Origin of the sequence: Pseudomonas edaphica, assembly GCF_965277385.1 — a bacterium.
In the GTDB taxonomy this organism is placed as follows: Bacteria; Pseudomonadota; Gammaproteobacteria; order Pseudomonadales; family Pseudomonadaceae; genus Aquipseudomonas; species Aquipseudomonas edaphica.
Genome location: NZ_OZ255725.1, coordinates 951362 through 973740 on the forward strand (window position 1 = coordinate 951362; position 22379 = coordinate 973740).

General features: G+C 59.9%; 19 protein-coding genes. 9 read left to right on the plus strand and 10 right to left on the minus strand.

Translation table 11 applies throughout. From position 1 onward, the window contains the following. Positions 1–87: 87 nt before the first annotated feature. The 7 genes from ACQY47_RS03905 to ACQY47_RS03935 all read right to left on the minus strand — a co-directional run bounded on the left by ACQY47_RS03905 (position 88) and on the right by ACQY47_RS03935 (position 8665). Positions 88–3714, minus strand: coding sequence for a transporter substrate-binding domain-containing protein (locus ACQY47_RS03905; protein ID WP_428555864.1), 3627 nt, complete (start codon positions 3712–3714; stop codon positions 88–90). 6 nt (positions 3715–3720) lie between these two features. Then, on the minus strand, positions 3721–4365 hold the full coding sequence (locus ACQY47_RS03910; protein WP_026013841.1) for a response regulator transcription factor: 645 nt from the start codon (positions 4363–4365) through the stop codon (positions 3721–3723). A gap of 262 nt (positions 4366–4627) precedes the next feature. Next, on the minus strand, positions 4628–5344 hold the full coding sequence (locus ACQY47_RS03915) for an MgtC/SapB family protein (protein ID WP_099547668.1): 717 nt from the start codon (positions 5342–5344) through the stop codon (positions 4628–4630). Positions 5345–5918: 574 nt separating this feature from the next. Beyond that, positions 5919–6500, minus strand: coding sequence for a GNAT family N-acetyltransferase (locus ACQY47_RS03920; RefSeq protein WP_428555868.1), 582 nt, complete (start codon positions 6498–6500; stop codon positions 5919–5921). A 13-nt stretch (positions 6501–6513) separates the two neighbouring features. Further along, a complete protein-coding gene (locus ACQY47_RS03925; RefSeq protein WP_017138994.1) occupies positions 6514–6858 on the minus strand; it encodes an FKBP-type peptidyl-prolyl cis-trans isomerase in 345 nt (114 codons plus the stop codon). A gap of 94 nt (positions 6859–6952) precedes the next feature. Beyond that, positions 6953–7573 (minus strand): hypothetical protein, encoded by a 621-nt coding sequence (locus tag ACQY47_RS03930; RefSeq protein WP_017138992.1) that lies wholly within the window; start codon positions 7571–7573, stop codon positions 6953–6955. Positions 7574–7696: 123 nt separating this feature from the next. Next, complete coding sequence (locus ACQY47_RS03935) at positions 7697–8665, minus strand: hypothetical protein (RefSeq protein WP_428555873.1); 969 nt, start codon at positions 8663–8665, stop codon at positions 7697–7699. 171 nt (positions 8666–8836) lie between these two features. Between ACQY47_RS03935 and ACQY47_RS03940 the strand changes: the two genes are divergently transcribed. From ACQY47_RS03940 to ACQY47_RS03950, 3 genes are all read left to right on the plus strand, one after another. Further along, complete coding sequence (locus ACQY47_RS03940; RefSeq protein ID WP_428555876.1) at positions 8837–10333, plus strand: PAS domain S-box protein; 1497 nt, start codon at positions 8837–8839, stop codon at positions 10331–10333. A 132-nt stretch (positions 10334–10465) separates the two neighbouring features. Next, complete coding sequence (locus ACQY47_RS03945; RefSeq protein WP_064451786.1) at positions 10466–10717, plus strand: CsbD family protein; 252 nt, start codon at positions 10466–10468, stop codon at positions 10715–10717. 14 nt (positions 10718–10731) lie between these two features. After that, positions 10732–11004 carry a DUF1652 domain-containing protein gene (locus tag ACQY47_RS03950; protein ID WP_017138988.1) on the plus strand — a complete coding sequence of 91 codons (273 nt, stop codon included), beginning with the start codon at positions 10732–10734 and terminating at the stop codon, positions 11002–11004. A gap of 119 nt (positions 11005–11123) precedes the next feature. Here the strand turns inward: ACQY47_RS03950 and ACQY47_RS03955 are convergent, their stop codons facing one another. Both ACQY47_RS03955 and ACQY47_RS03960 read right to left on the minus strand, forming a co-directional pair. Beyond that, complete coding sequence (locus tag ACQY47_RS03955) at positions 11124–11432, minus strand: RcnB family protein (protein WP_017138987.1); 309 nt, start codon at positions 11430–11432, stop codon at positions 11124–11126. Between the two features lie 119 nt (positions 11433–11551). Then, positions 11552–12010: an REP-associated tyrosine transposase gene (locus tag ACQY47_RS03960; protein ID WP_428555880.1), complete on the minus strand. Its 459-nt coding sequence runs from the start codon at positions 12008–12010 to the stop codon at positions 11552–11554. Between the two features lie 741 nt (positions 12011–12751). Here ACQY47_RS03960 and ACQY47_RS03965 point away from each other — a divergent pair. The 4 genes from ACQY47_RS03965 (at position 12752) to ACQY47_RS03980 (ending at position 17798) form a co-directional block, all read left to right on the plus strand. After that, positions 12752–13309, plus strand: a complete 558-nt coding sequence (locus ACQY47_RS03965; RefSeq protein WP_017135024.1) for a helix-turn-helix domain-containing protein — start codon at positions 12752–12754, stop codon at positions 13307–13309. Between the two features lie 11 nt (positions 13310–13320). After that, a complete protein-coding gene (locus ACQY47_RS03970; RefSeq protein ID WP_428555885.1) occupies positions 13321–14667 on the plus strand; it encodes a glutamine synthetase family protein in 1347 nt (448 codons plus the stop codon). A gap of 14 nt (positions 14668–14681) precedes the next feature. After that, positions 14682–15782 (plus strand): DNA alkylation repair protein, encoded by a 1101-nt coding sequence (locus tag ACQY47_RS03975; protein ID WP_428555888.1) that lies wholly within the window; start codon positions 14682–14684, stop codon positions 15780–15782. A 156-nt stretch (positions 15783–15938) separates the two neighbouring features. After that, on the plus strand, positions 15939–17798 hold the full coding sequence (locus tag ACQY47_RS03980; RefSeq protein WP_428557338.1) for a DUF3857 domain-containing transglutaminase family protein: 1860 nt from the start codon (positions 15939–15941) through the stop codon (positions 17796–17798). Between the two features lie 135 nt (positions 17799–17933). Here ACQY47_RS03980 and ACQY47_RS03985 read toward each other — a convergent pair whose 3' ends face one another. Continuing rightward, positions 17934–18827, minus strand: coding sequence for a LysR family transcriptional regulator (locus ACQY47_RS03985; RefSeq protein WP_428555891.1), 894 nt, complete (start codon positions 18825–18827; stop codon positions 17934–17936). Positions 18828–19042: 215 nt separating this feature from the next. Here ACQY47_RS03985 and ACQY47_RS03990 point away from each other — a divergent pair, with 215 nt between their 5' ends. Continuing rightward, entirely contained in the window at positions 19043–20689 is a 1647-nt protein-coding gene (locus tag ACQY47_RS03990; RefSeq protein ID WP_428555894.1) for a GMC family oxidoreductase, read from the plus strand. A 65-nt stretch (positions 20690–20754) separates the two neighbouring features. Beyond that, on the plus strand, positions 20755–22377 hold the full coding sequence (locus tag ACQY47_RS03995; protein WP_428555897.1) for an MFS transporter: 1623 nt from the start codon (positions 20755–20757) through the stop codon (positions 22375–22377). The last annotated feature ends 2 nt before the right edge of the window (positions 22378–22379 follow it).

Genomic DNA, 22379 nt, shown 5'->3' on the forward strand with positions numbered 1-22379 from the left:
TCCAGACATATACCGAAGACAAAATCAGGCATGTTCCCCCTTCATGTAGGAGTTCTCCCAAATTCACCGAATGCCCCTCAACTGCAGTCAGGCCTGCTTGCAATAGTCACCCATGCGCTGGTGCAAATCAGCAATTGCCGTGTCAATTGTTGCAACAGCCGCGCCTAATGTGCTGCGCTCCTGTCGCTCACACACCGCCTCCAGCATTTCGCAACTGGCTATCAATGGCTCGGCCTTGACCATTCGCGCCCCACCTTTGACGCGGTGTGCGAGGTCATGCAGCCCACTAAAACTATGCTGACGCGCCAGCAACGCCAGCATCGCGCGGTCTGCCTCCAAACTGTCGAGCAAGGCGCTCAAAAGCTCATTGAGCGCGGCGTGATCGTCTCCCGTGACGACCTTCAAAGCCTTTAAATCAAACCCTGGACCAGCGTCGGGTGACTCAGGGCCGAGCGCATAGACGCTCAGCGCAGAGCGCAAGTCCTCAAGCCCGGCAGGCTTGAACAGGCAACCATCCATGCCCGCCTGCCGGCAGCGCTCGGTTTCTTCCGGCTGGGCATTGGCGGTAAACCCCAGCAGCAGGCAGGCGGGCAAGCCATGCTCACGCTCTTGCGCACGGATTTCACGCGCCAAGGCATAGCCATCCTTGAGGGGCATGTTGCAATCGGTGATTACCACATCCGGCCGCTGGGTTTTCCAGCGTTCCAAGCCCTGGACGCCGTCTTCGGCGGTGCTGATGCGATGCCCCAGAAAGCTCAGCTGCCGGGCCAGCAGCAGGCGATTGGCCGGGTAGTCATCCACCACCAGAATGTCCAAAACACGCACGGGACGGGTAGGTTCCGGCGTAGACGAGACCTCTGCCGCTATTGCTGCTGTGGTGGCCAACGTGAGTGCTACGTCCACCCGTGTCCCCTGCCCCAGCCTACTGCTCAACTGCAGTTTCCCCGCCATCATTTCGCATAGTGTGCGGCTGATCACCAACCCCAGGCCCGAGCCGCTGCGCGCCGACTGCTCGGTATTGCTGCCCTGGATAAACGGGTTGAACAGCCGCTGCTGGTCCTCGGCACTGATGCCTATGCCGGTGTCTTCTACCCACAAGGTGAGGTTCAATTGGCCGGGGTCCGATGCCAACCCACAGCGGCCGCCCAAGCGCACCCGGCCGTGGTCGGTAAACTTGATGGCATTGCTCAGCAGGTTGGACACCACCTGCTTGAATCGCAACGGGTCGATCAACACCGCGCAATCCATCTGCGGATCAAGCTCTACTTGCAGCGCCAGGCCTTTCGCGCGCGCCAACCCTTCGAATACCCGCGCCACCGACTTCAATAGCTCATGCAGGTTGGCCGGTTCAAGGGACAAAGACAAATGGCCGGACTCAATTCGGGCAATATCCAAAATGTCGCCGATCAGGTCCAGCATGCCGTGGGAGGCCACCGAAGCGACTTCCAGGGCGTCACGGTCGGCACGCCCTTGTTCAGCGTTGGCCAGCGCCAGCTCGATCATGCCGATCACCGCGTTCATGGGGGTGCGAATTTCGTGGCTCATGGTCGCCAGGAACGTGGTTTTGGCACGGTTGGCGGCGTCAGCGTCCTCCTTGGCTTCCTGCAACTGGCCCAGCAGCCGCTGGCGCTCGCTCACATCGACCCAACCGGCAATCATGCCCACGACATTTTCGTCGCCATCACGGTACGGCAGCATCCAGTGGTAAATGGTCAACACCTTTCCCGCAGGCAACCTGAGCACCCGATCATGAATCTGCGGTTCGCCCCGCTCCATCAACCGCAGATAGTCCTCATGGAATGACTGGGCCTGCGGCGGGTTGCCAGTGTCGGTCTCGATCACCGTCTTGCCGATCACCGCTTCAAGCTTGAAGCCAAACACGTCCAGGTAGGCACTGTTGCAGGCCATCAGCCGACCCTGGCGATCACGCACGTAGATCGGGTGGGGCGTACCGTCGATCAGCACGCCCATAAAGCGCATCTGGTCACTTAACGCGCGTTCGGCCTGAGCGCGCTTGCGTATCAGGCTGCGCAGGTAAATCGCCCATCCCAGGGTGATCAGCAGCAATACCGCCGCCAGGCCGAACCCTTGGATAATCGTGCGGCGATGGCGTAGCCAATGGTCTTCGATGATGACATCGGTGCGCCATTGGCTGATCAGTTCATCCATTTCCTGAGGCGGGATGCTCAGCAACGCCTTGTCCAGTATCGAGTACAGCTCCAACTGCCCCCGGTTGACCCCGAACGTCATACGCACAGGTTCAGAGCCGACGGTGCTGGTCACGTGCAAGCGATCGCGGTACTCAAAGGCGATCAGGTAACGCGCATAGATCAGTGAACTGACGGCACCCTCGGCGCTGCCATTGGCCACCAGAGCCATGGCATCCGTAGGATTTTTCGCCTCCACAAACTGGATACCGGGATAGTCGCGATTGATGACGTCACGCAGCGCATTGCCGCTGGGTATTACCAGGCGTTTACCCAGCATATTTTCCAGTGTCATGGTGCCAGGCGTGTCGGTACGGGTGACCAGCACCAGTGGATTGGTCAAGTAGGGCCGCGTAAAACGCACCTGGTCAGAGCCTTCGAGGCTGGGCGTGACCACCGCCATCATGTCCGCCCGGCCGGAACGGACCGCCTCTATTTGCTGAGGCATTGAGCCGCCCGGGACCACATCGAACTTCAAGCCGGTGCGCAAGCTGATCCGGGATAGAACGTCTGCACTCAAGCCCTCTGATTGCCCTTGTGCCGTGAAGGATGCCAACGGCAACATCTGGTCGGACGCTACCACCCTCACCCGTGGGTGTTTTTCCAGCCAGCGTTGCTCGCTGGTGCTTAAGCGCAGGCGCTCGGTCCCCAGAACACCAAGATTGCCAGCACTCCAACGGCGCAAAATATCCAGCTGCTGGTTAGCCGGAATCGACCTCAGCGCGCTGTTGATGATGCGCAGCAAGCGAATATTGTCCCGGGCCAGCGCGAACGCAAAGGCGTTGGACTCCAAAGTGGAAAAGTCCGCCAGCTGTACATTGTTGAGGTGGTTGCGGTTGATCTGGTAGTGGGCGGTGATGGCGTCTCCGAGGTAGACATCGGCACGGCCAAAAGCCACGGCGCCGATGGCTTCGAAGACCGACGCAAACAGTTCCACATGGGCCTTGGGGTAAAACGCCTCGACCACATCGGGCGGCATATAGTGATAAAGCATCGCCACACGCTTGCCGGCCAGGTCGACACTCAGGGACTGGGTGTCTCCGGTACGGGTGACCAGGATGGGCTGATCATTGGCATAGGAGCGCGAAAGGACGAGTTGCGGGTCCCCCGCTTCAAACCCGTTGGCCGACCCCAAGAAATCGATAGAGCCCTGCTTGAGCGCCTCAATCACTTCATCACGGGTGTCATAGCGGCGCACTTCAACGCTGACGTTGAGCGCCTGGGCAAGCAACTTGGCATAGTCGGCGGTGACGCCTTCCAGTTCATCGTTATTGTTGGTCAGTTCGAAAGGCCCGTAATCGGGCGCGGAAACCCCCATCCACAGCGTGCGGCGCTCACGCAGCCAGTGCCAGTCAGCGTCCCCCAGCACCACGGGCGGGCCATTCTCGTCGAGGCTGGAATGCCCCAGCAACCGCAAGGTGTGGGGCTCATCAAGGGCCGCAGCGAGCAACGGCAGCAGGCTCATCAACACCAGCATGATCAACCGTCGGACCTGGGCAAGGATCATGTCGATTCAGATCAGATGATTACGCTGGGCAAACTTGGCCATGTGCACCACAGACGTCATCCGCAGCTTCTCCTTGAGCCGGGTCTTGTAGGTGCTGATGGTCTTGTGGCTCAGCAGCATATCTGCAGCAATTTTGTTGTTGGTAAAGCCCAACGCCAACATCCTCAGCACTGCCAGCTCGCGGTCTGAAAGCGAGTGCACCAGCTCGTGCTCGGTGGTCTGCAAATCATCACGACGCACCGAACTGCTCGGCAGACTGGGGAAGCAGTTGTAGTTGGACATCACCGCCTTAATGGCTTTTTGCAGCTCCTCCAGCTCTCCGGTCTTGGCGACAAACCCCATGGCGCCGGCACGCATGCACCGCGTGGAAAAAAACTCCGGCAGATACGACGTCAGTACCAGAATTTTGCACGGCACACCCAGCGCCTTGACCCGGCTGATCACCTCCAGCCCACCCAGTTTTGGAATGGCCAGGTCGAGAATAATCAAGACTGGACGCTTCTCTCTAACCTTCTGAAGCGCGTCCGCCCCCGTACCGGCTTCCTCGATGTCAGTGAAGCCTTCGCACTTGAGCAAATGCTTGACGGTTGCCCGTATAAACGGATGATCGTCCACAACTAACACGGTCCCACTACTTAGCGCTTTGCTCATATCACTACCCTGAAAAGAATAAGTACCCTTACACATCACACGGGACACCACTACCTGTGAGAAATGACAGTTTCGACCAGCGGTACTGCCGTCACTCAGGTGGTCCGCTTCTATCGAAGTCACATCGAGCACGTATAGCCAAACCGTGACCACCGGCTAGCTGCAAGTGCGCAACCTTAACAACGAAATGACGTATTGACCGAAGGGGCAATCCCAATCAGATGTAGGATTTTTCTTCGCAAAAGTATCCGTTGAGCGCGTGTCAGTCAGTGGTACTCGGGCTCCAGAACGCTTGCACCACCAGTGTCGAGGTGGAAATTCGCGCCACCAGCGCGTCCAGTTCGTCGCCGTCTACCGAGGTCGCGGCCAGGGTGGCCTCGATCTCCACTTCTTCGCTGCCGAACGGCCGCACATCGACGTCGCTGGCCGGGTAGTTGCACCGCGCCAGTTCGGCCTCCAGCAGCACCATCACTGCCTGCTGCTGGCTGCGCCGGGCGATGACATAGAGGATGTTGGTGACCTCCGCCGACACCACGTCCAAAGGCTGACGGTTGATGTTATTGACGATCGGCCGCAGCAAGGTGTTGGCCGCCAGCACAAATAGCGTGCCCAGCAGTGCTTCGAGGATCAGGTCAGCCCCCGCACACGCCCCCACCGCTGCCGAAGCCCACAACGTCGCAGCAGTGTTGAGCCCACGCACGTTGCCTTCTTCACGCATGATCACGCCAGCGCCCAAAAAGCCGATGCCCGAGACCACGTACGCAACCACCCGCACCGCGCCTTCCGCGCCACCCAGGCGGTTGGCCATGTCGACGAAGATCGCCGCGCCCACTGCCACCAGCACATTAGTGCGCAAGCCCGCCGTGCGCTGGCGGTACTGGCGTTCGAAACCGATCAAGCCACCGAGGATAAACGCCGCGGTAAGGCTGACCACGGTATCGACCAACGAGTTGAGGTTGATGTTGTTGATTGCCTGCATAAAAATTCTCCATGACTGCTGCGCATGCCAGAAACCTTAGTGCAGGTACGACCGACTGCACCGTCCCCGTTTAAAGGCACAGTCAGCTTGGCCCGCCCGCCGTAAAAGGCAGGCGCGTCCGTAGCATCCCAAGTGATTTGAGGTGCTGGTCAGCGTCGATGAGAGGGATGCAGGCAGGTGCCAGGACTGGCCGCTGCCGGAATGCCGCTTCTCGCTTTTTGAGGCGAGACAACGGCATCAGGAAAAATGCGCGTTACCTTGCCAAGTATGTGCCAGTTACCGAAACCGGCCGACGACTGTCGCTCGAACAAGTACCCACTGAGGGTCTCCGCTATTGATGAAAACGCGCGGAGTTTACGCCGCGTTTTCGAGGGAGTAAACCGTAGGAGAATTTACTATAGGGGTTTAGGTGGATTGTTCAGGGTGAGTTCAGCAACTGTTTTTTGGGTCACACCGAAGATCAACTGTGGGAGCTGGCTTGCCTGCGATGGCGGTCTGTCTGCTGGAGGTTTATTGCCTGACACTGCGTCATCGCAGGCAAGCCAGCTCCCACAAGGACTGCGTACGTAGGCTATTACGGCATATCGGGCCGATCCCGCTCAACCCGTTTCAAGTACTCGTCCATCTGCCCACCTGCCAGCGGCTTGACCTGAATAGACACCCTGTTGACCTGCCGTCCCATCCTGATGCCTTCACGCGTGCGCACCTGCACATACCCAAGCTTGGGCCAGAAGCGCTCTGCCTTGGTATTGCCGACCACCACCGTCAACCGCAGCCACTGGGCACCGTTGCTCACCGCCCACGCTTCAAGATCGGCATGCAATTGTCGCGCGAACCCGGTGCCATGCAGGCGCGTATGCACCAGCAGCAAACCGATATGCCACACGCCGACGGCCAGCAAGTCGGCCGCGATGTTCACGACGGCGGCCAGTTGGTCCTGCGTATCGCGATAACCCAGCCAGTACATCCGGCTGCAACGCCAACCTGCCGGCAACTGACCCTGTAACTCTTCGTGCGCTTCGGTCGGTGTGGCCGGTTCACCATTGACCGCGATGAAATACTCGGGTGCCTGGTCAAAAAAACACTGCAGTTCGGCCACGTCGCCGTCGTACAGTTCAACCACTCGAATACCTTCGAGTGCGCAATCAACCTCCATGTTTACTTCCCCTTCAATCGTCGCGCGTCAGCACTTCCAACAACTCGATTTCAAAGCGCAGATTGCTGTTGGGCGTGATATGCGCGCCCATCGAACGCTCGCCATAGGCCAGGTGCGCCGGCACAAACAGTGTGCGCACGCCACCCACCTGCATGCCCATCAAGCCCTGGTCCCAGCCCTTGATTACGCGCCCGGTGCCGATCACGCACTGGAACGGCTTGCCGCGCTCCCAGGACGAATCGAACACGGTGCCGTCTTCGAGGGTGCCGGTGTATTGGGTGGTGATCAGCGCCCCCTTGACCACGGCTTTGCCGGTGCCCAGGCGGGTGTCGGTGATCTGGAGTTCATCGTTGCTCATGGGGCTCTCGTTGGATGAGTTAAGACTGGGGTTTTCCCAGAATAAAATGAGCTTGGCAAGTGCGCCCTCGCCACACCCTTATGCCGATCGTTCCTTACAGCCAATGCCAGAACCGGCTCCAGAAACCCCGGCCCAAATCATCCTTACAGCGCGCATATTGCGCCGCGTACATCTGCGAGCGCGCCTGCACCTTGCTCGCCACCGGCGGCAGCCAGGCTTTGGCCGCATAGGTGCGCTGGCGATAGCCGCCCCAGCCTTCGTGGTAGTTCAGGTATTGGCCGTAGGCGTCGTATTTGTACACGCCGTTGATGGTGTAGGTCTTGTCCATGTACCAACCCACAAAGTCGATGGAGTCATCGAAATCCTGACGGCTCGCACCGCTGCGGCCGGTGCTCTTGCGGTAGTCGTTCCACACTTCATCCTTGGCCTGGGAATAGCCTTCGGCGGTGGACACGCGCCCCCAGGGGATGATCCATAGCAGGTATTTGCGTGGTGTCTTGGCATCCTGGCGGAAGCCCGACTCTTGATACATGATCGCGAACGGCACCTGGATCGGCACGCCCCAGCGCTTTTGCGTGACCTTGGCGGCGTCGTACCAGTCATCTTTTTCACGGAAGATGCCGCAGATGTCGTTTGGCGTGCGTGGCGGCGAAGTACCGCACGCCGCCAACAGGGAGGTGAGTAATAACAGTCCGACAGCTTTGCCTGCGCTCAAGGGGCACCTTTGCGTGATACACGTAAAAAGCCGGTATTTTACGCATTCATTCGAGCGCAGGGGGTAGCGAGTTCACTCCATAACCAGCTTCCACAGGCGGCATCCATGCCGCACATGCTCAGCTTAAGCCAACGGCACGCGACGCGTGGTCAGCGCGGTACGACCCACAAAGAAGCTCAAGGCTGCACCCAGCAGCAACATGGCCAAGGTGCTCCATGCAGCGCGGGACAGCTGCTTAGCCGCTACTTCACCGGCTTCACGGGCTTTCTGTTCGGCTTGCTGTTTCAGCTCATCGACCTTCTGCATGGCTTGCTGATAAGCCTGGGCATAGTTGTCGACGATCTGCGTGGCTTCGGCTTTGCTCTTGCCGGTACGGGCGGCCACGATGTTGACCAGCGCGTCTTTGTCCGCAGCATTCAACGCAGGCTCGCCGGAGGCTTTGACGCGGTCGAACCACTGCTTCAACTCATCACCGGCCTGGGCAGGGTTGGTCGCGGCGTCCTTGGCCGATTGCTTGCCGTCGGCGGCGGCCTGGTCGGTTTTCTGCTCGACGTTGGCCGGGTCCAGTTCAGGCTTGCCGCTTTGCTTGAGCAAGGTGTCGAGCTGGCCTTGCAGGCTGTTCCAGTCCAGTTGGATGCCTTGCTCGTTCAACTGCTGCTTGATGCTGTTGCCGATCCCAGGCGCAGCAGCGGCGATACCACTGCCGGCGGCGGACAAACCTTTACCCACTACGTTACCGGCGGTGCCGACCACGCTGGCGGCCAGGCCAGCCAGCAGCCAGGTGGTGAGCAAGGTGGTGAAGGTCCAGGTCAATACGCCGTGCAAGCCGCCACGGTCCGGTGCAGTGCGCCCGGCCACAAAGGCGCCGAGGCCGACAGCCACCAGGGTGGAGACAAACAGCCAGATCCCGGCGCCGGTGCCGAAGCCGCTCAGGGGGTTGCCCGCTTCCATCGGGTTGACGGCACTGGCGCCGATGGCCGTGCCCAGCACGCTGAGCACCAGGTAGGTCACCAGGGCAATTGCACTACCGGCCAGCACAGAGCTCCAGGACACGCGAAACGGTGAACGGTTGGTTTCATAGACAGTTGTCATGATTAATCCTTTGAGTGGTTGACCGTATCAGTCTGGCGAGACCGCTGCCGGTCGTCCCCGCTCAAATGCACCAGAGCATCTGGTGCATTCGCACCCCGCAGCGGGCACTCTGTGTGCACTATCCTGAGGCCTGGGTGTCGTACCCTTCATGCGCCCATCCCCGGAGAGACCATGACCCAGGACGTTCTTGCCAAAGAAACCAACCGCCGCCAATTGCAGCAGATCATCTCCGGGTTATCGGACGGTGTGATCCTGGCCGAAGTCGACCAGACTATTCTGTGGGCCAACGAAGCCGCGCTGGCCATGCACGGGGTCAGTGAGGTCGAGCAGCTCGGCGCCAATACCGAGCAATACGCCAAGCGCTTCGCCTTGCGCTATCGCAACAACCACCCCTTGCCGCTGGACAGCTACCCGCTCAGCCGAATCGCAGCCGGTGAAGAATTCAGCGATGTGGTGGTGGAAGTCACCCCCGTTGGCGACGAGGACCGCAGTTGGGTGCATCGCTTGCGCAGCCTGGTGCTGACGGACGCCCACGGTGAACCGGAACTGCTGGTGCTGATCCTCAGCGACGCCACCGAGTGGGCCAGCGCCGAGCAGCGCTTCGAAAAAACCTTCAACGCCAACCCGGCACCCGCGGTGATCTGCCGTCTCAGCGACCTGCGCTACATCAAGGTTAACCAGGGTTTCCTGGAGATGACCGGTTACAACCGCGATCAGGTCATCGGCAAATCCGTCTATGAACTGGATGTACTGGAACACGCCGATCGCAAGGACCTGGCCATTCAGCGCCTGAGCGAAGGTGCGACCATCCCGCAGATGCAGGCTGAACTGCGCCTGCCCGAAGGCGGCAGCAAACTGGTGATCGTCGCCGGCCAGCCGTTGGACATGAACGAGGAAGACTGCATGCTGTTTTCCTTTACCGACCTGGAGCCACGGCGCAAGGCAGAAATCGCCCTGCGCCAGAGCGAAGAACGGTTCGCCAAATCCTTTCGCCTCACGCCGGTGCCGACCCTGGTGTGCAACGCCGCCAACCGGCAAGTGGTGGACATCAACGAAGCGTTCATGAACATCACCGGTTACATCAGCGAAGAGCTGATCGGCAAGAACGTTGAGGACATCAACTTCATCGACAGCGCCCCTGCTGGAGCGCAGTTGTTCGCCACCCTGGAAAAAGCCGGCAACCTCGAAGGCCAGGACCTCAAGGTGCGCAAGAAAGGCAACGAGGTGATCGACTGCGTGGTCTCCGCCGACACAGTGATTATCGAGGACGTGCCCTGCTACCTGTTGGTGCTGATGAACATCACCGAACGCAAACGTTCGGAGCTGGAGCTGGTGGCGGCTATTGAGGAGGTGATGCAAGACGCCTCCTGGTTCAGCCAGACCCTGATCGAGAAACTGGCCAACGCCAAGAGCGTCAACAGCCCCAACCTGCCGAACGTAGCCTTCACCGACCTCACCGCCCGTGAGCGTGATGTGCTGGGTTTGATCTGCGAAGGCCTGGCCGACAAGGAAATTGCCTCGCGCCTGAAGCTTGCACCCAACACGGTGCGTAATCATGTGGCCACGGTGTACTCCAAACTCGGTGTGCACAGCCGCAGCGCGGCCATTGTATGGGCCAGGGAGCGCGGCTTGTTTGCCGGCGAACTGCGCGTCAAAAGCAAACCATAGAGTGCAAATGCACTAGTGCGACCAGTGCAAATTCGCCTTATTGCGCTGGCGTACGCTGCTTAACCTTGAAGGGTGGGCACAGGGCCTTTGGTCCCGTGCCGTAATGGTTTGATCTCTTCCAAGGAAAGCACGATGAAAAGCGAACAAGTCAAAGGCGCCGTAGAGAAGGTTGCCGGCAAGGCCCAGGGCTTTATCGGCGACCTCACCGGCGATGAACAATTGCAGGCTGAAGGTGTGGCGCGTCAGGCCGCAGGTCAACTGCAGCAAACGTACGGCGACGCGCTGGACACTGTCAGTGATTTCGCCAAAAACAAACCCCTGGCTACCGTGGCTGTCGTCGCCGGTATCGGCCTGCTTGTGGGCCTGTTGCTGCGTCGTCGTTGAGGAGGCCGAGGCCCATGTTTACCCTCTCTCAACTGCGCAACTGCATCGAAGAAGGTTTGTCACCGCTGACCTGCGAGTTCACCCTGTGCCGGGACGCGTCCCTGACCCTCAAGGTCTACGACGCCGAAACCGGCCGTGTTGATCTGGTGGTGACAGGCATCAGCACCAACCGGCTGCAAACCGCGCAAGAAGTGGCCAAGATGGTTGAAGAGTTGCGCTACGAACTGCAAAGCAACAACGTCGGCAAGCTCACACTGGATGATCTGCCTTCAACGACGGCCCAATGAAAATGAAGGCAGGCTGATCTCCAGGTCGACCTGGGTGACGCCGAGGCCGAAGTGATGGGTGAGGTAACACGACCGGTGTGGCCGGTTACCTTAACGCAAGAGCGAGGAAAACAGACCGATCACCGCTTGACGGGGGTGATCTCAAGAATGGTGCCGTTGGTGGTTTTGAGCAGCACAAACTTGTCACCCACCCGCGCCCATTGGCTGTCTGCCTCAGGCTGCTTGAGGCCGCGTTTTTTCCAGTCGCTGACCGCCGATTCCTTGCGCATCAGGATATCCGGGGCGCGATCACCTTCTTTCAGATCCCGCGTATTGATGCTGGAAGGCTGCACGGTTTCCTGGGGTGTATCACCGGCCTGCACGACAAAGCTGACGGTGGACAGGCCAGCGGTGAGCAGCAGGCAAGCGGCTAGGGTCTTGGACTTCATGGGTGCTCCTTCAATGAATGATGCGTACCCAGGTTCCGACCGCAGGCGCATGGAATCATTCAAGTTTGCACCCTTCCTGTGGCAAGGGAGCTTGCTCCCTCGCCACAAGGACGCCGGGTCTATAACCAGGCTGCGTCCCAGAGCGGATAATCGCCGATATGTTCAGCCAACCCAGCGCGCGATGGGTTGCCAATTATGTAGCGTGCGATCTTTATAAGATCCTCCTCGGCGCGCGCTGCGCGATCATGGTACCCGTACTGCCAGAACGCGCCCCGTGCATGACAGGCTCGATTGATGGTCAATGTGCTGCGCGACTTCACCCTTTTCATCACTTGCGGCAACGATGCGGCTCTGAGTTCAAATAGCCAATGGAAATGGTCTGGCATGATGACCCAAGCCAAAGAGTTAACCATCTCAAGGTCATGAGCCTGTTTGAACTCTGCCACCAACAACCACCCCAAGCGAAAATTGGCAAACACCGGGCGGCGCTGATAAACCACAGCAGTTACCAAGTAAGCCCGACCCGCCTCTGAATAACGGCCACGTCGCAATAGGTGAGAATTGGGTTTCTGAAGCAATCCTTTGCTCTCCGATTGAATGAATGATCCATTCACCCTAGCAAGCCACGGCAATACCTCCGTTCAATTCAGTTTCCCAATATGTCACGCCCCCCACTGTGGCGAGGGAGCTTGCTCCCGCTGGGCTGCGCAGCAGCCCCAAAAAGGCTGGCCGAGTAATACCTGAACCAACGCTGTGGGTCGATTGGGGCCGCTTCGCGGCCCAGCGGGAGCAAGCTCCCTCGCCACAAAAGCTTAGGCAGCAGGTGTGCGCTGATAAAACACCCTCCACCACTGGCCTGGACCATTCAGTTTCCCACTATGTCACGCCCCCCACTGTGGCGAGGGAGCTTGCTCCCGCTGGGCTGCGCAGCAGCCCCAAAAAGGCTGGCCGAGTACCGCCTGAACCAACGCGGTGGATCGATTGGGGCCGCTTCGCTGCCCAGCGGGAGCAAGCTCCCTCGCCACAAAAGCTTAGGCAGCAGGTGTGCGCTGAAAAAACACCCTCCGCAACTGGCTCGGACCATTCAGTTTCCCACTATGTCACGCCCCCCACTGTGGCGAGGGAGCTTGCTCCCGCTGGGCTGCGCAGCGGCCCCAAAAAGGCTGGCCGAGTAATACCTGAACCAACGCTGTGGGTCGATTGGGGCCGCTTCGCGGCCCAGCGGGAGCAAGCTCCCTCGCCACAAAAGCTATGCCACACCCATTGCCACCGTGAAATAATCCGTGTAATTTTTCATGAAATTTCTCGACATAAATTTCATGAACCAACAACAAGAACTCGACGCCCTGGCTGTGCTCATCCACGATCTGCGCAAACACAAGAAACTCACGCTCGCCCAACTCGCGCAAAAAATCGAGCGCTCGGTGGGCTTTTTGTCTCAAGTCGAACGCGGCCTGTCACGCCCTACTGTGGCCGACCTGACTGCCATCAGCCACGCCCTGGATGTGCCCACCACCTACTTCTACAGCCTGCCCAAACCCAAGGCCGTCGACTGGGTCACACGCCCCAACGAGCGGCGCACGGTGTATTACGCCAATGGCATCACCGACATTCTGGTTTCGCCAAGCATGCACGGCGCCTTTTCGATGCTCGACAGCCTGTTGGCGCCCGGCGCCAACAGTGGCGAGCACACCATGAGCGACCGCGCCGAACAGGCCGGTTTTGTACTGGAGGGCGAGTTGACGCTATGGGTGGAAGGTGAAGCCGATTCGGTCACCCTCGGCCAAGGCGACAGCTTCCACCTGGCCAGTTTTGCCCATTGCCGCTACGCCAACCTGACTGATCTGCCCGCCCGCGTATTGTGGGTTTACAACTAGGAGCAACACCCGTGAAAAGCCAACCCTCCACGTTGCTGGCCGAAGTACGGACCTTTCGCCAGAACCACCCCGAGGTGCGTTACGTCGACCTGATCGCCCTGGACATTCCCGGGCACTTCTACGGCAAGCGCTACCCGGTGGAGATGCTCGAAAAAGTCGCCGCCGGCAGCCCGCTGAAGCTGCCGCAAAATGCCGTGCTGCTGGGCGCCCAGGGCGGGCTGTTCAAGATTGGTGATTACTGCTTTCACGACGGCGACCCGGATGCCAATCGCCGCCTGGTGCCGGGCACGCTCAAGCCGGTGAGCTGGGAAGCGCAACCGCTGGGGCAGATGCTGATCACCTCGGATGGCACTGAAGCGCCCATCGAGTTTGAACCACGTGAAGTCCTGGCCAAGGTGCTGGAGCGCCTGCAGCACAAGGGCATTCACCCCGTGGTGGCGTTTGAGCTGGAGTTTTACCTGTTCGATAAAAAACTCGACGACGGCCTGCCGCAATTTGCCCGCGACCCGCTGAGTGATGACGCTGACGACCAGCCCAACCTGCACATCGAGCGGTTGTCGCGCTTCAGCGAAGTGCTCGACGACATGGCGCAAACCGCCCAGGCCCAAGGCATCGACATCACGGTGATCACCGCCGAACTCGGCCCTGGCCAGTTCGAGATCAACTTCGGCCACTGCGACGACGGCCTGCGCGCCGCCGACTGGGCCGCGCTGTTCTGCCGCAGCACGCGTGGCGTGGCACTCAAGCATGGCTACCGCGCCAGCTTTATGGCCAAGCCTTACCTGCAATTTCCCGGCAGCGGCATGCATGTGCATGTCAGCCTGTATGACGGCGCGGGCAATAATTTACTCGCGGCGCACCAGCAGCAACCGCTGCGCCACGCGGTGGCCGGTTGCCTGGAATTGTTGCCGCACTGCATGCCGATTTTCTCGCCCAACCACAACGCCTTCCGCCGCTTGGGTGGCACCGTGAACGCGGCAACGCGTGCCAGCTGGGGCTTTGAAGACCGCGACGCGTGCGTGCGTATTCCCGATTCCGACCCGCGCAACCTGCGCATCGAACACCGCCTGGCCAGTGCCGATGCCAACCCCTACCTGGTGCTGGCAGCGATCCTGGCAGGGTTGGAGCATGGCCTTGAAGCCAGGCAAGAACCCATCGCCCCGCTGAATGAGGACCGTAACAGCGGCGCCGACTTCCCCCTGGAAATGCTCGATGCCGTGCGCGCCATGCAGCATCAAGCGGTATTGCGCGATAAGCTGGGCGCCGAATTTGTCGACGTGTACTGCGAAAACAAACGCCAGGACCACTTGGCCTTTCAACAAGAGATCAACGCGCGGGAATACCGCTGGTTTCTCTAGCCATGGAATCACCGATGACCGACCAAAGCGCCCCGGCCCTCAAGGAAATCTTCAACGTCGAACGCCTGCAACACATCGCCAGTGAAATGACAGCGGTGTACCCGGCCTTTGATGCAAAAGGGTTTCTAAAGCACGCCAAAGCCGGGCTGGCCGAGTTGTCGGTGATGCAGCGCATGGCGCGGGTCAGTGAGAGCCTGCATGCGGTAATCCCACTGGATTACGCGCAAACCCTCAAGCTGCTGCATGCGCTGGCTCCGCGACTGAACAGTTCATTTGTGTGCCTGTTTCTGCCGCACTACGTGGCCAGTTACGGGCAAAGTGACTTCAAGCGCTCCATGGCCGCGCTCAAATATTTCACCGTGTTTGGCTCGGCCGAGTTCGCCATTCGCCCGTTCTTGTTGAACGACTTTGAACGCACCCTGGCCGTGATGCAGCAGTGGTCGCTGGACGCCAACGAACACGTGCGTCGCCTCGCCAGTGAAGGCTCGCGCCCTCGCCTGCCGTGGTCCTTTCGCTTGGCCCAGGTGCAGGCCAACCCGCAGCTGTGCGCCTCGATCCTGGATAACCTCAAGGCCGACAGCAGCCTGTATGTGCGCAAGTCGGTGGCCAACCACCTCAACGACATCACCAAGGACCACCCGGACTGGGTGCTCAGCCTGATCGAAGGCTGGAACCTGGACAACCCGCACACGGCCTGGATCGCCCGGCACGCCTTGCGCAGCCTGATCAAGCAAGGCAATACCCGCGCACTCACGATCATGGGCGCCGGCACCAAGGCCGAGGTAAACATTCACCACCTGAAAGTCACACCGGCGGTGATCAACCTGGGCGAGCGGATCAACCTGTCGTTCAGTCTGGAATCCACCGCCACCGCCGCGCAGAAGCTGGTGGTCGACTACGCCATCGACTACGTAAAAAGCGCCGGCCACAGCGCGGCCAAAGTGTTCAAGCTCAAGGCATTTACCCTGGGCGCGGGCGAACATCAGAGCATCCGCCGCGAACAACATATTCGCGAGTTGACCACGCGCAAGCATTACGCAGGCAAGCACTGGGTGCATGTGCTGGTGAACGGCGAAAAGCTCGCCAGTGCCGAATTTGAACTGCTAAAACCCTGACAAAAATCAACTAAAAGGCTCTAGAACGGGCCTTTCAGGCACATTAATTGTCAGACAATCCTGGCTTTTGTTGTTGCGATCCATTATCATCTGTCGCCTTCTCACTACCCATCGGGTAGTTGTTCCACTGTGTCACCCGAGGCGCCAATGTACCGCTTGTATCGTTTTTCGTTTCAAAGCCCCTTGCTTGCCCTGAGCCTGGGGCTGGTTTCCCACGGTGTCAGTGCCGCCCTGCAACCCATGGCCGAAGCCCCGCTGGCCAGCGACACCGAGCTGCACTGCCACTTCAACCGCGACGCCAGCACCGACTGCACTACAACCCAGCACTACACCATCCTCAAGCCCAGCGGCCGCGAAATGCTCTCGCGCATCGACTTCGATTACTCCGAAGGCGACACCTTTGAAGTGATCAGCGCGCAATCCACCCAACCAGGCGCCAAGCCGGTCGCGCTGGACGCCGCGCAAATCGACACGCGCACCGCGCCCAACCCGGACCAGGGCTTCAGCCGCTACAAGCAAACCTCGCTGGCCTTCCCGAACCTGCGCGTAGGCACGCAAATTCGCTACACCGTGCGCGAACGTCGCGCCGCCAAACCGTTGGTGACCCAGTTTCACTACGCAATCATGTTTGGCCCCAGCGCATTCCGGCGCGACCACGTCAAGGCGCGCTTTACCGCCGAGCGCCCGATCCAGTGGCGCAGTGAGTTGTTCGACGGTTTCAAAGTAACGGCATCTGCCAATGGCAAAACCCTGGACGTGGTGCAAAAAAAACCGACCTATCTCAATTACATCAACGAATCCTCCAGCGCCGCGCTGCAACGCATCCCGCGCCTGGAAGTGGGCAGCGCCCTGGAACGCCAGGCGTATTTCGGTGATTTCGCCCAGCGTTACAACCAGATCCTCGGCGCCAACCTGCCGGCGCAAGCGGCCGCGGCCGTAGCTGCCGCACGCAACCTGGCGCCGGCACAACAGGTCGAAGCGCTGATGCAGCACATCAACGACCACTACCGCTACCTGGGCGACTGGCGCGCTACCGAGCGCGGTTATGTGCCGTTCAACCTGGCGGAAATCGAGCAGCATGGTTATGGCGACTGCAAAGACCTGGCGATCCTGCTGACCGCAATGCTCAAGGCCAGCGGCATCAAGGCCGAAACCGCCTGGGTCAGCCGTGGCGACGTGGCGTTCTCATTGTTGATCCCCGGCACCAATGCAGCGAACCACGCCATCGTGCGTGCCGAAGTCGATGGCCAGGTCTGGTGGCTCGACCCGACCAACCCGGTGTTCGCACCCGGCCAGACCATGCCCGACATTCAAGACCGCTGGGCGCTGGTCAATGATGCTCAGGGCCAGGTACGCGAAGAACAGATCCCGCTGGAACGCCCGGAAACTACCCTGCGCCTGGACAAAAAAGTGCACTTCGACAAACAAGGCAATGGCGCCACCCAGGCCACCATCACCTTCAGCCGCCTGCCGCTGATGCAAATGAGCGTCGCCGACCGCCAGCAAGGCACCACCGCCACCGACCAGAACATCTGCGGCAACTTTGGCAACGAAATCAGCGACTGTAAAATCACCCGCCAACCCACCGCCTTCGTGGTGCACGACGGCTACACCGTCAACGCCAGCATGAACGACCAGCGCGCGCTGGAAAAGCTCGCGAACGACTACGTCTACACCGACGAGTCACTCAAAGGCCGTTGGGATGGTTTCATCAACTACCGTCGCCATGATCAACAAGCCGACCTTTACCTGGGCAACCCCGAAACCTACGACTACCGTTTCACGCTGACCGGTGGGCAGATGGAAAAAGCCATCCCCGGCTGCCAGGTGCGCTCGCCCTGGTATGACCTGGATCTGGACGGCAAGCTTATGGATAACGGCCTGCAGTATCACTATCGCCTGAGCCAAAAGATACGCTGGCTGCCCCATGCAGAAGTCGCCAGTGAAGCGTTTGGCAAGATGATTGACGAGGCGCGGGCGTGTGCTGAGCAGGTGCATCAGGTGGTGAAGCTCTAACCCCTCACTGACACAACACAAACCCAATGTGGGAGCTGGCTTGCCTGCGATTGCAGTGTGTCATTCAACAAATAAGTTGACTGACAGGGACTCATCGCAGGCAAGCCAGCTCCCACATTTTTTTATCCGGTTTCTTCAGTGGGTTTCGCCTAACAGCAAGCTTTGCTCGCGCGCACACAACTCCATCACATAATCCCACAACACCCGCAACCGCACTGACTTGTGCAGCTCCCGGCGCGAGCTGATCCAGTAGCTGCGCTGGATGCTTTCTGCCGGCAGCAAAGGCACCAGGTCCGGGTCGCCAGCAGCCATAAAGCACGGCAGCACCGCAATGCCCAATCCCGAACGCGCCGCCTGGTGTTGAGCAATCACGCTGGTGCTGTGGAACACCACTTTGGGGTTGCGGCAAAAGCTGCTGAGGAACTTGAGTTCCTGGCTGAACAGCAGGTCATCCACGTAATCGATCCATGCATGGGCGGCGAGGTCCTCGCGTTTTTCAATCGGCGGGTTGCGCTCAAGATAAGCCCGGCTGGCGTAGAGCGCCAGGCGGTAGTCGGTGAGTTTGCGCGTGACGAGTTGGTCAACGCTGGGGCGTTCGAGGTGGATGCTGATTTCCGCTTCGCGGTTGAGAATGCTCACAAAGCGCGGCACCGCCACCAGTTCCACTTCCAGCCCCGGATAACGCTCGAACAGCCCGCCCATGCGGCTGGCGAGGAACATCACGCCCAACCCCTCAGCCACGCCAAGGCGGATCTTGCCCAGCGGCGCAGCGGAATGGGTGAGTTCGTCTTCGGCCAGCAACGCGACGTTTTCCATGGCCTCGGCGTGCTTGAGCAGGGCTTCACCGGAAGGCGTCAGTTCGTAACCCTGGGCATGCTGCACGAACAGCGCGGTGCCGAGGCTTTTCTCGATGGCCTCGATATGCCGGGCCACGGTAGCGTGCGTGGTTTTCAGGCGCTGTGCAGCGGTGAGCAGGCGGCCGCTGCGTTGCAACTCAAGAAAAAACCGCAGGTCATTCCAGTCGAACATGTCGCCTCCCTTGGACAAATGTACCTTCTAATGCCTGGCCCGGCACCTGTGGCTGGCGCTTACTGTGGCAAGCTCGCTCGCCACAGGCATAACGTTGCTTCGAGGTTTAAGTGCCGCTGTTTAAAAACGCACAGCAGCTGGGTAAAAACTAACATTTTTAAGACGAAAACTAACAACTAGGATGGGGCCAATAAGAAAAACAAGCGAGACCTCAGATGCCCATTGCAACTGCTGAATACGATTACATCGTCGTAGGCGCCGGCCCCGCAGGCTGCCTGCTGGCTAATCGATTGTCCGCCAACCCCGCCCACCGCGTGCTGCTGCTCGAAGCCGGTGGCCGCGACAATTACCCCTGGATCCACATCCCCGTCGGTTACCTGTTCTGCATCGGCAACCCACGCACCGACTGGTGCTTCAAGACCGAAGCCCAGGAAGGCCTGCAAGGCCGTGCACTGAGTTACCCACGCGGCAAAGTGCTGGGCGGCTGCTCGTCCATCAACGGCATGATCTATATGCGCGGCCAAGCCCAGGATTACGACGGCTGGGCCGCCGCAGGCAACCCCGGCTGGGCCTGGAAAGACGTGCTGCCACTGTTCAAACAGAGCGAAAACCATTTTGCCGGCGGCTCGGAATTTCACAGCGACGGCGGTGAATGGCGCGTGGAGCAACAGCGCCTGCACTGGCCGATCCTCGATGCCTTTCGCGATGCGGCGGCGCAGAGTGGTATCGCGCCGATCAGCGATTTCAACCAGGGCGACAATGAAGGCTGCGGCTACTTCCAGGTCAACCAAAAGGCCGGGGTGCGCTGGAACGCGGCGAAGGCGTTTCTCAAGCCGATCCGCCAGCGCCCCAACCTCACCGTGCTGACCGAAGTGGAAGTCGACCGTGTAGTGCTGGAAAACGGTCGCGCTTCGGCCGTGGTCGGGCGTCAACATGGGCTACAACTGAGCTGGAAGGCACGCAAGGAAATCGTCCTGTGCGCCGGTTCCGTCGGCTCGCCGGGTATCCTGCAACGCTCGGGGATTGGCCCGTCCCATGTGCTCAAGCCATTGGGCATCAACGTGCTGCATGAACTGCCGGGTGTCGGTGGCAACCTGCAGGACCACCTGCAACTGCGCCTGATCTACAAGCTGGAAAACGCACGCACCTTGAACCAGATCGCCGGCACCCTGTTGGGCAAAATGGGCATGGGCCTGCGCTACCTGTATGACCGCAGTGGCCCGTTGTCCATGGCGCCCAGCCAGCTTGGCGCCTTCGCCCGCTCCGGCCCGGAACAGACTACGGCCAATCTTGAATACCACGTGCAGCCGCTATCACTGGAGCGTTTTGGCGAGCCGTTGCATGCCTTCCCGGCATTCACCGCGTCGGTGTGCGACCTGCGCCCGCAAAGCCGTGGCCGCATTGATATTCGCTCCGCCAACCCGGCGGATGCACCCCTGATACGGCCCAACTACCTCAGCCATCCCGAAGATTTGCGCGTGGCCGCCGACGCGATCCGCCTGACCCGCCGCATCGTCGCCGCACCGGCCTTGAGCCAGTTCAAGCCGGTGGAATACCTGCCGGGCGACGCGCTGCAAACCGAAGAACAACTGCATGAAGCCGCCGCGCGTATCGGCACGACGATTTTCCACCCGGTGGGCACTTGCCGCATGGGCGATGACCAAGATGCAGTGGTCGATGCGCAACTGCGCGTACATGGCGTGCCGGGCCTGCGTATTGCCGATGCCTCGGTGATGCCACGCATTACATCCGGCAACACCTGCTCACCTACACTGATGATTGCGGAAAAGGCAGCGCAGCTGATGCTTTCGCCGAACACAAGGAGTCTCGCCCCGCAGAGAGAAACGGTTCATGCAATCTGAATAGCGGCGCCGCACCCGGCGCCGACAGTGGAACAACAATAAATAATCACTGTGAGGGATACCCGATGTCAGAACATGCTCAACCCCTGGGCTCGGCCGTCAAGGCGAGCACCGGCAGCGAATCAAGGAAAGTCATCTTCGCCTCGTCTTTAGGGACGGTGTTCGAGTGGTACGACTTTTTCCTCTACGGCGCCCTGGCGGCGGTGATCAGCAAGCAATTTTTTGCCGGGGTGAATGACACTACAGCGTTTATCTTTGCCCTGATGGCCTTTGCCGCAGGCTTTGTGGTGCGGCCGTTCGGTGCGTTGGTGTTCGGCCGCCTGGGCGACATGATCGGGCGCAAGTACACGTTTTTGGTCACCATCATCCTGATGGGTGTCGCGACCTTCTGTGTCGGGCTATTGCCGACCTATGCCAGCATCGGCATTGCGGCGCCGATCATTCTGATCGTGCTGCGCATGCTGCAAGGCCTGGCGTTGGGCGGTGAATATGGCGGCGCAGCCACCTATGTGGCCGAGCACGCACCGGCCGGCAAACGCGGCCTGCACACCAGCTGGATTCAATCCACGGCCACCCTTGGCTTGCTGCTGTCGCTGCTGGTGGTACTGGCTTGCCGTTACTTCACCGGCGACCAGTTCGAGGTGTGGGGCTGGCGCATTCCGTTCCTGTTCTCGATTGTGCTGCTGGGCATTTCCACCTGGATCCGCATGAGCCTGCATGAGTCGCCGGCATTCCTGAAGATGAAAGAGGAAGGCAAGGCGAGCAAGTCGCCGATCCGCGAATCCTTCGGTAAATGGGAAAACCTCAAGGTGGTGCTGATTGCGCTGTTCAGCATCAACGGTGGGCAGGCAGTGACCTTTTATGCGGCGCAGTTCTATGTGCTGTTCTTCCTCACGCAGTTCCTGAAGATGGACCCGGCCCTGGCCAATATGCTGCTGATTATCAGCGTAGTGATCGGCGCGCCGTTCTTCATCCTGTTTGGCTGGCTGTCGGACAAGGTTGGGCGCAAACCGGTGCTGATGCTCGGCTTGCTGTTGGCCACCGCACTGTACTTTCCGATCTTCAAAGGGCTGGCGCATTACACCAACCCGGCGATGGACCAGGCCAGCCACCAGGCGCCGATTACCGTATTGGCCGACCCGGCCACCTGCACCTTCCAGTTCGACCCGGTGGGCAAGGCGCGTTTTGACAGCCCGTGCGACAAGGTCAAGACCTTCCTGGTCAAGCAAGGTCTGCCCTACAGCAGCGCCGCCGCGCCAGCCGGCAGCCCGGTAAAGGTGAGCGTGGGTGATGTGCGTATCGACGGTTACGATGAAGCGGCCCTGCGCGGCGCGGTAACCCTGGCCGGCTACCCGACCTCGGCGGATGTGGCCCAGGTCAACAAAGTGATGGTGGTGGTGCTGATCGTGGTGCTGATCCTGATCGCCGCCATGTGCTACGGCCCGTTGGCAGCGCTGATGGTGGAACTGTTCCCGACGCGCATCCGCTACACCTCGATGTCGCTGCCCTACCACATCGGTAACGGCTGGTTTGGCGGGTTCCTGCCGACCGTGTCGTTTGCCTTGGTGGTGTACACCGGCGATATCTTCTACGGCTTGTGGTACCCGGTGGTGGTGACCGGCGTGAGCTTGATTGTGGGGTTGTTCTGCCTGAAAGAAACCAAGAACGTAGACATCAATAACAATTGAGT

Bases quoted from the DNA above. Each gene is read 5' to 3' on its own strand.
- ACQY47_RS03905 (WP_428555864.1), bottom strand. From the start codon at position 3,714: ATGATCCTTGCCCAGGTCCGACGGTTGATCATGCTGGTGTTGATGAGC.
- ACQY47_RS03910 (WP_026013841.1), bottom strand. From the start codon at position 4,365: ATGAGCAAAGCGCTAAGTAGTGGGACCGTGTTAGTTGTGGACGATCAT.
- ACQY47_RS03915 (WP_099547668.1), bottom strand. From the start codon at position 5,344: ATGCAGGCAATCAACAACATCAACCTCAACTCGTTGGTCGATACCGTG.
- ACQY47_RS03920 (WP_428555868.1), bottom strand. From the start codon at position 6,500: ATGGAGGTTGATTGCGCACTCGAAGGTATTCGAGTGGTTGAACTGTAC.
- ACQY47_RS03925 (WP_017138994.1), bottom strand. From the start codon at position 6,858: ATGAGCAACGATGAACTCCAGATCACCGACACCCGCCTGGGCACCGGC.
- ACQY47_RS03935 (WP_428555873.1), bottom strand. From the start codon at position 8,665: ATGACAACTGTCTATGAAACCAACCGTTCACCGTTTCGCGTGTCCTGG.
- ACQY47_RS03940 (WP_428555876.1), top strand. From the start codon at position 8,837: ATGACCCAGGACGTTCTTGCCAAAGAAACCAACCGCCGCCAATTGCAG.
- ACQY47_RS03945 (WP_064451786.1), top strand. From the start codon at position 10,466: ATGAAAAGCGAACAAGTCAAAGGCGCCGTAGAGAAGGTTGCCGGCAAG.
- ACQY47_RS03950 (WP_017138988.1), top strand. From the start codon at position 10,732: ATGTTTACCCTCTCTCAACTGCGCAACTGCATCGAAGAAGGTTTGTCA.
- ACQY47_RS03955 (WP_017138987.1), bottom strand. From the start codon at position 11,432: ATGAAGTCCAAGACCCTAGCCGCTTGCCTGCTGCTCACCGCTGGCCTG.
- ACQY47_RS03965 (WP_017135024.1), top strand. From the start codon at position 12,752: ATGAACCAACAACAAGAACTCGACGCCCTGGCTGTGCTCATCCACGAT.
- ACQY47_RS03975 (WP_428555888.1), top strand. From the start codon at position 14,682: ATGACCGACCAAAGCGCCCCGGCCCTCAAGGAAATCTTCAACGTCGAA.
- ACQY47_RS03985 (WP_428555891.1), bottom strand. From the start codon at position 18,827: ATGTTCGACTGGAATGACCTGCGGTTTTTTCTTGAGTTGCAACGCAGC.
- ACQY47_RS03990 (WP_428555894.1), top strand. From the start codon at position 19,043: ATGCCCATTGCAACTGCTGAATACGATTACATCGTCGTAGGCGCCGGC.
- ACQY47_RS03995 (WP_428555897.1), top strand. From the start codon at position 20,755: ATGTCAGAACATGCTCAACCCCTGGGCTCGGCCGTCAAGGCGAGCACC.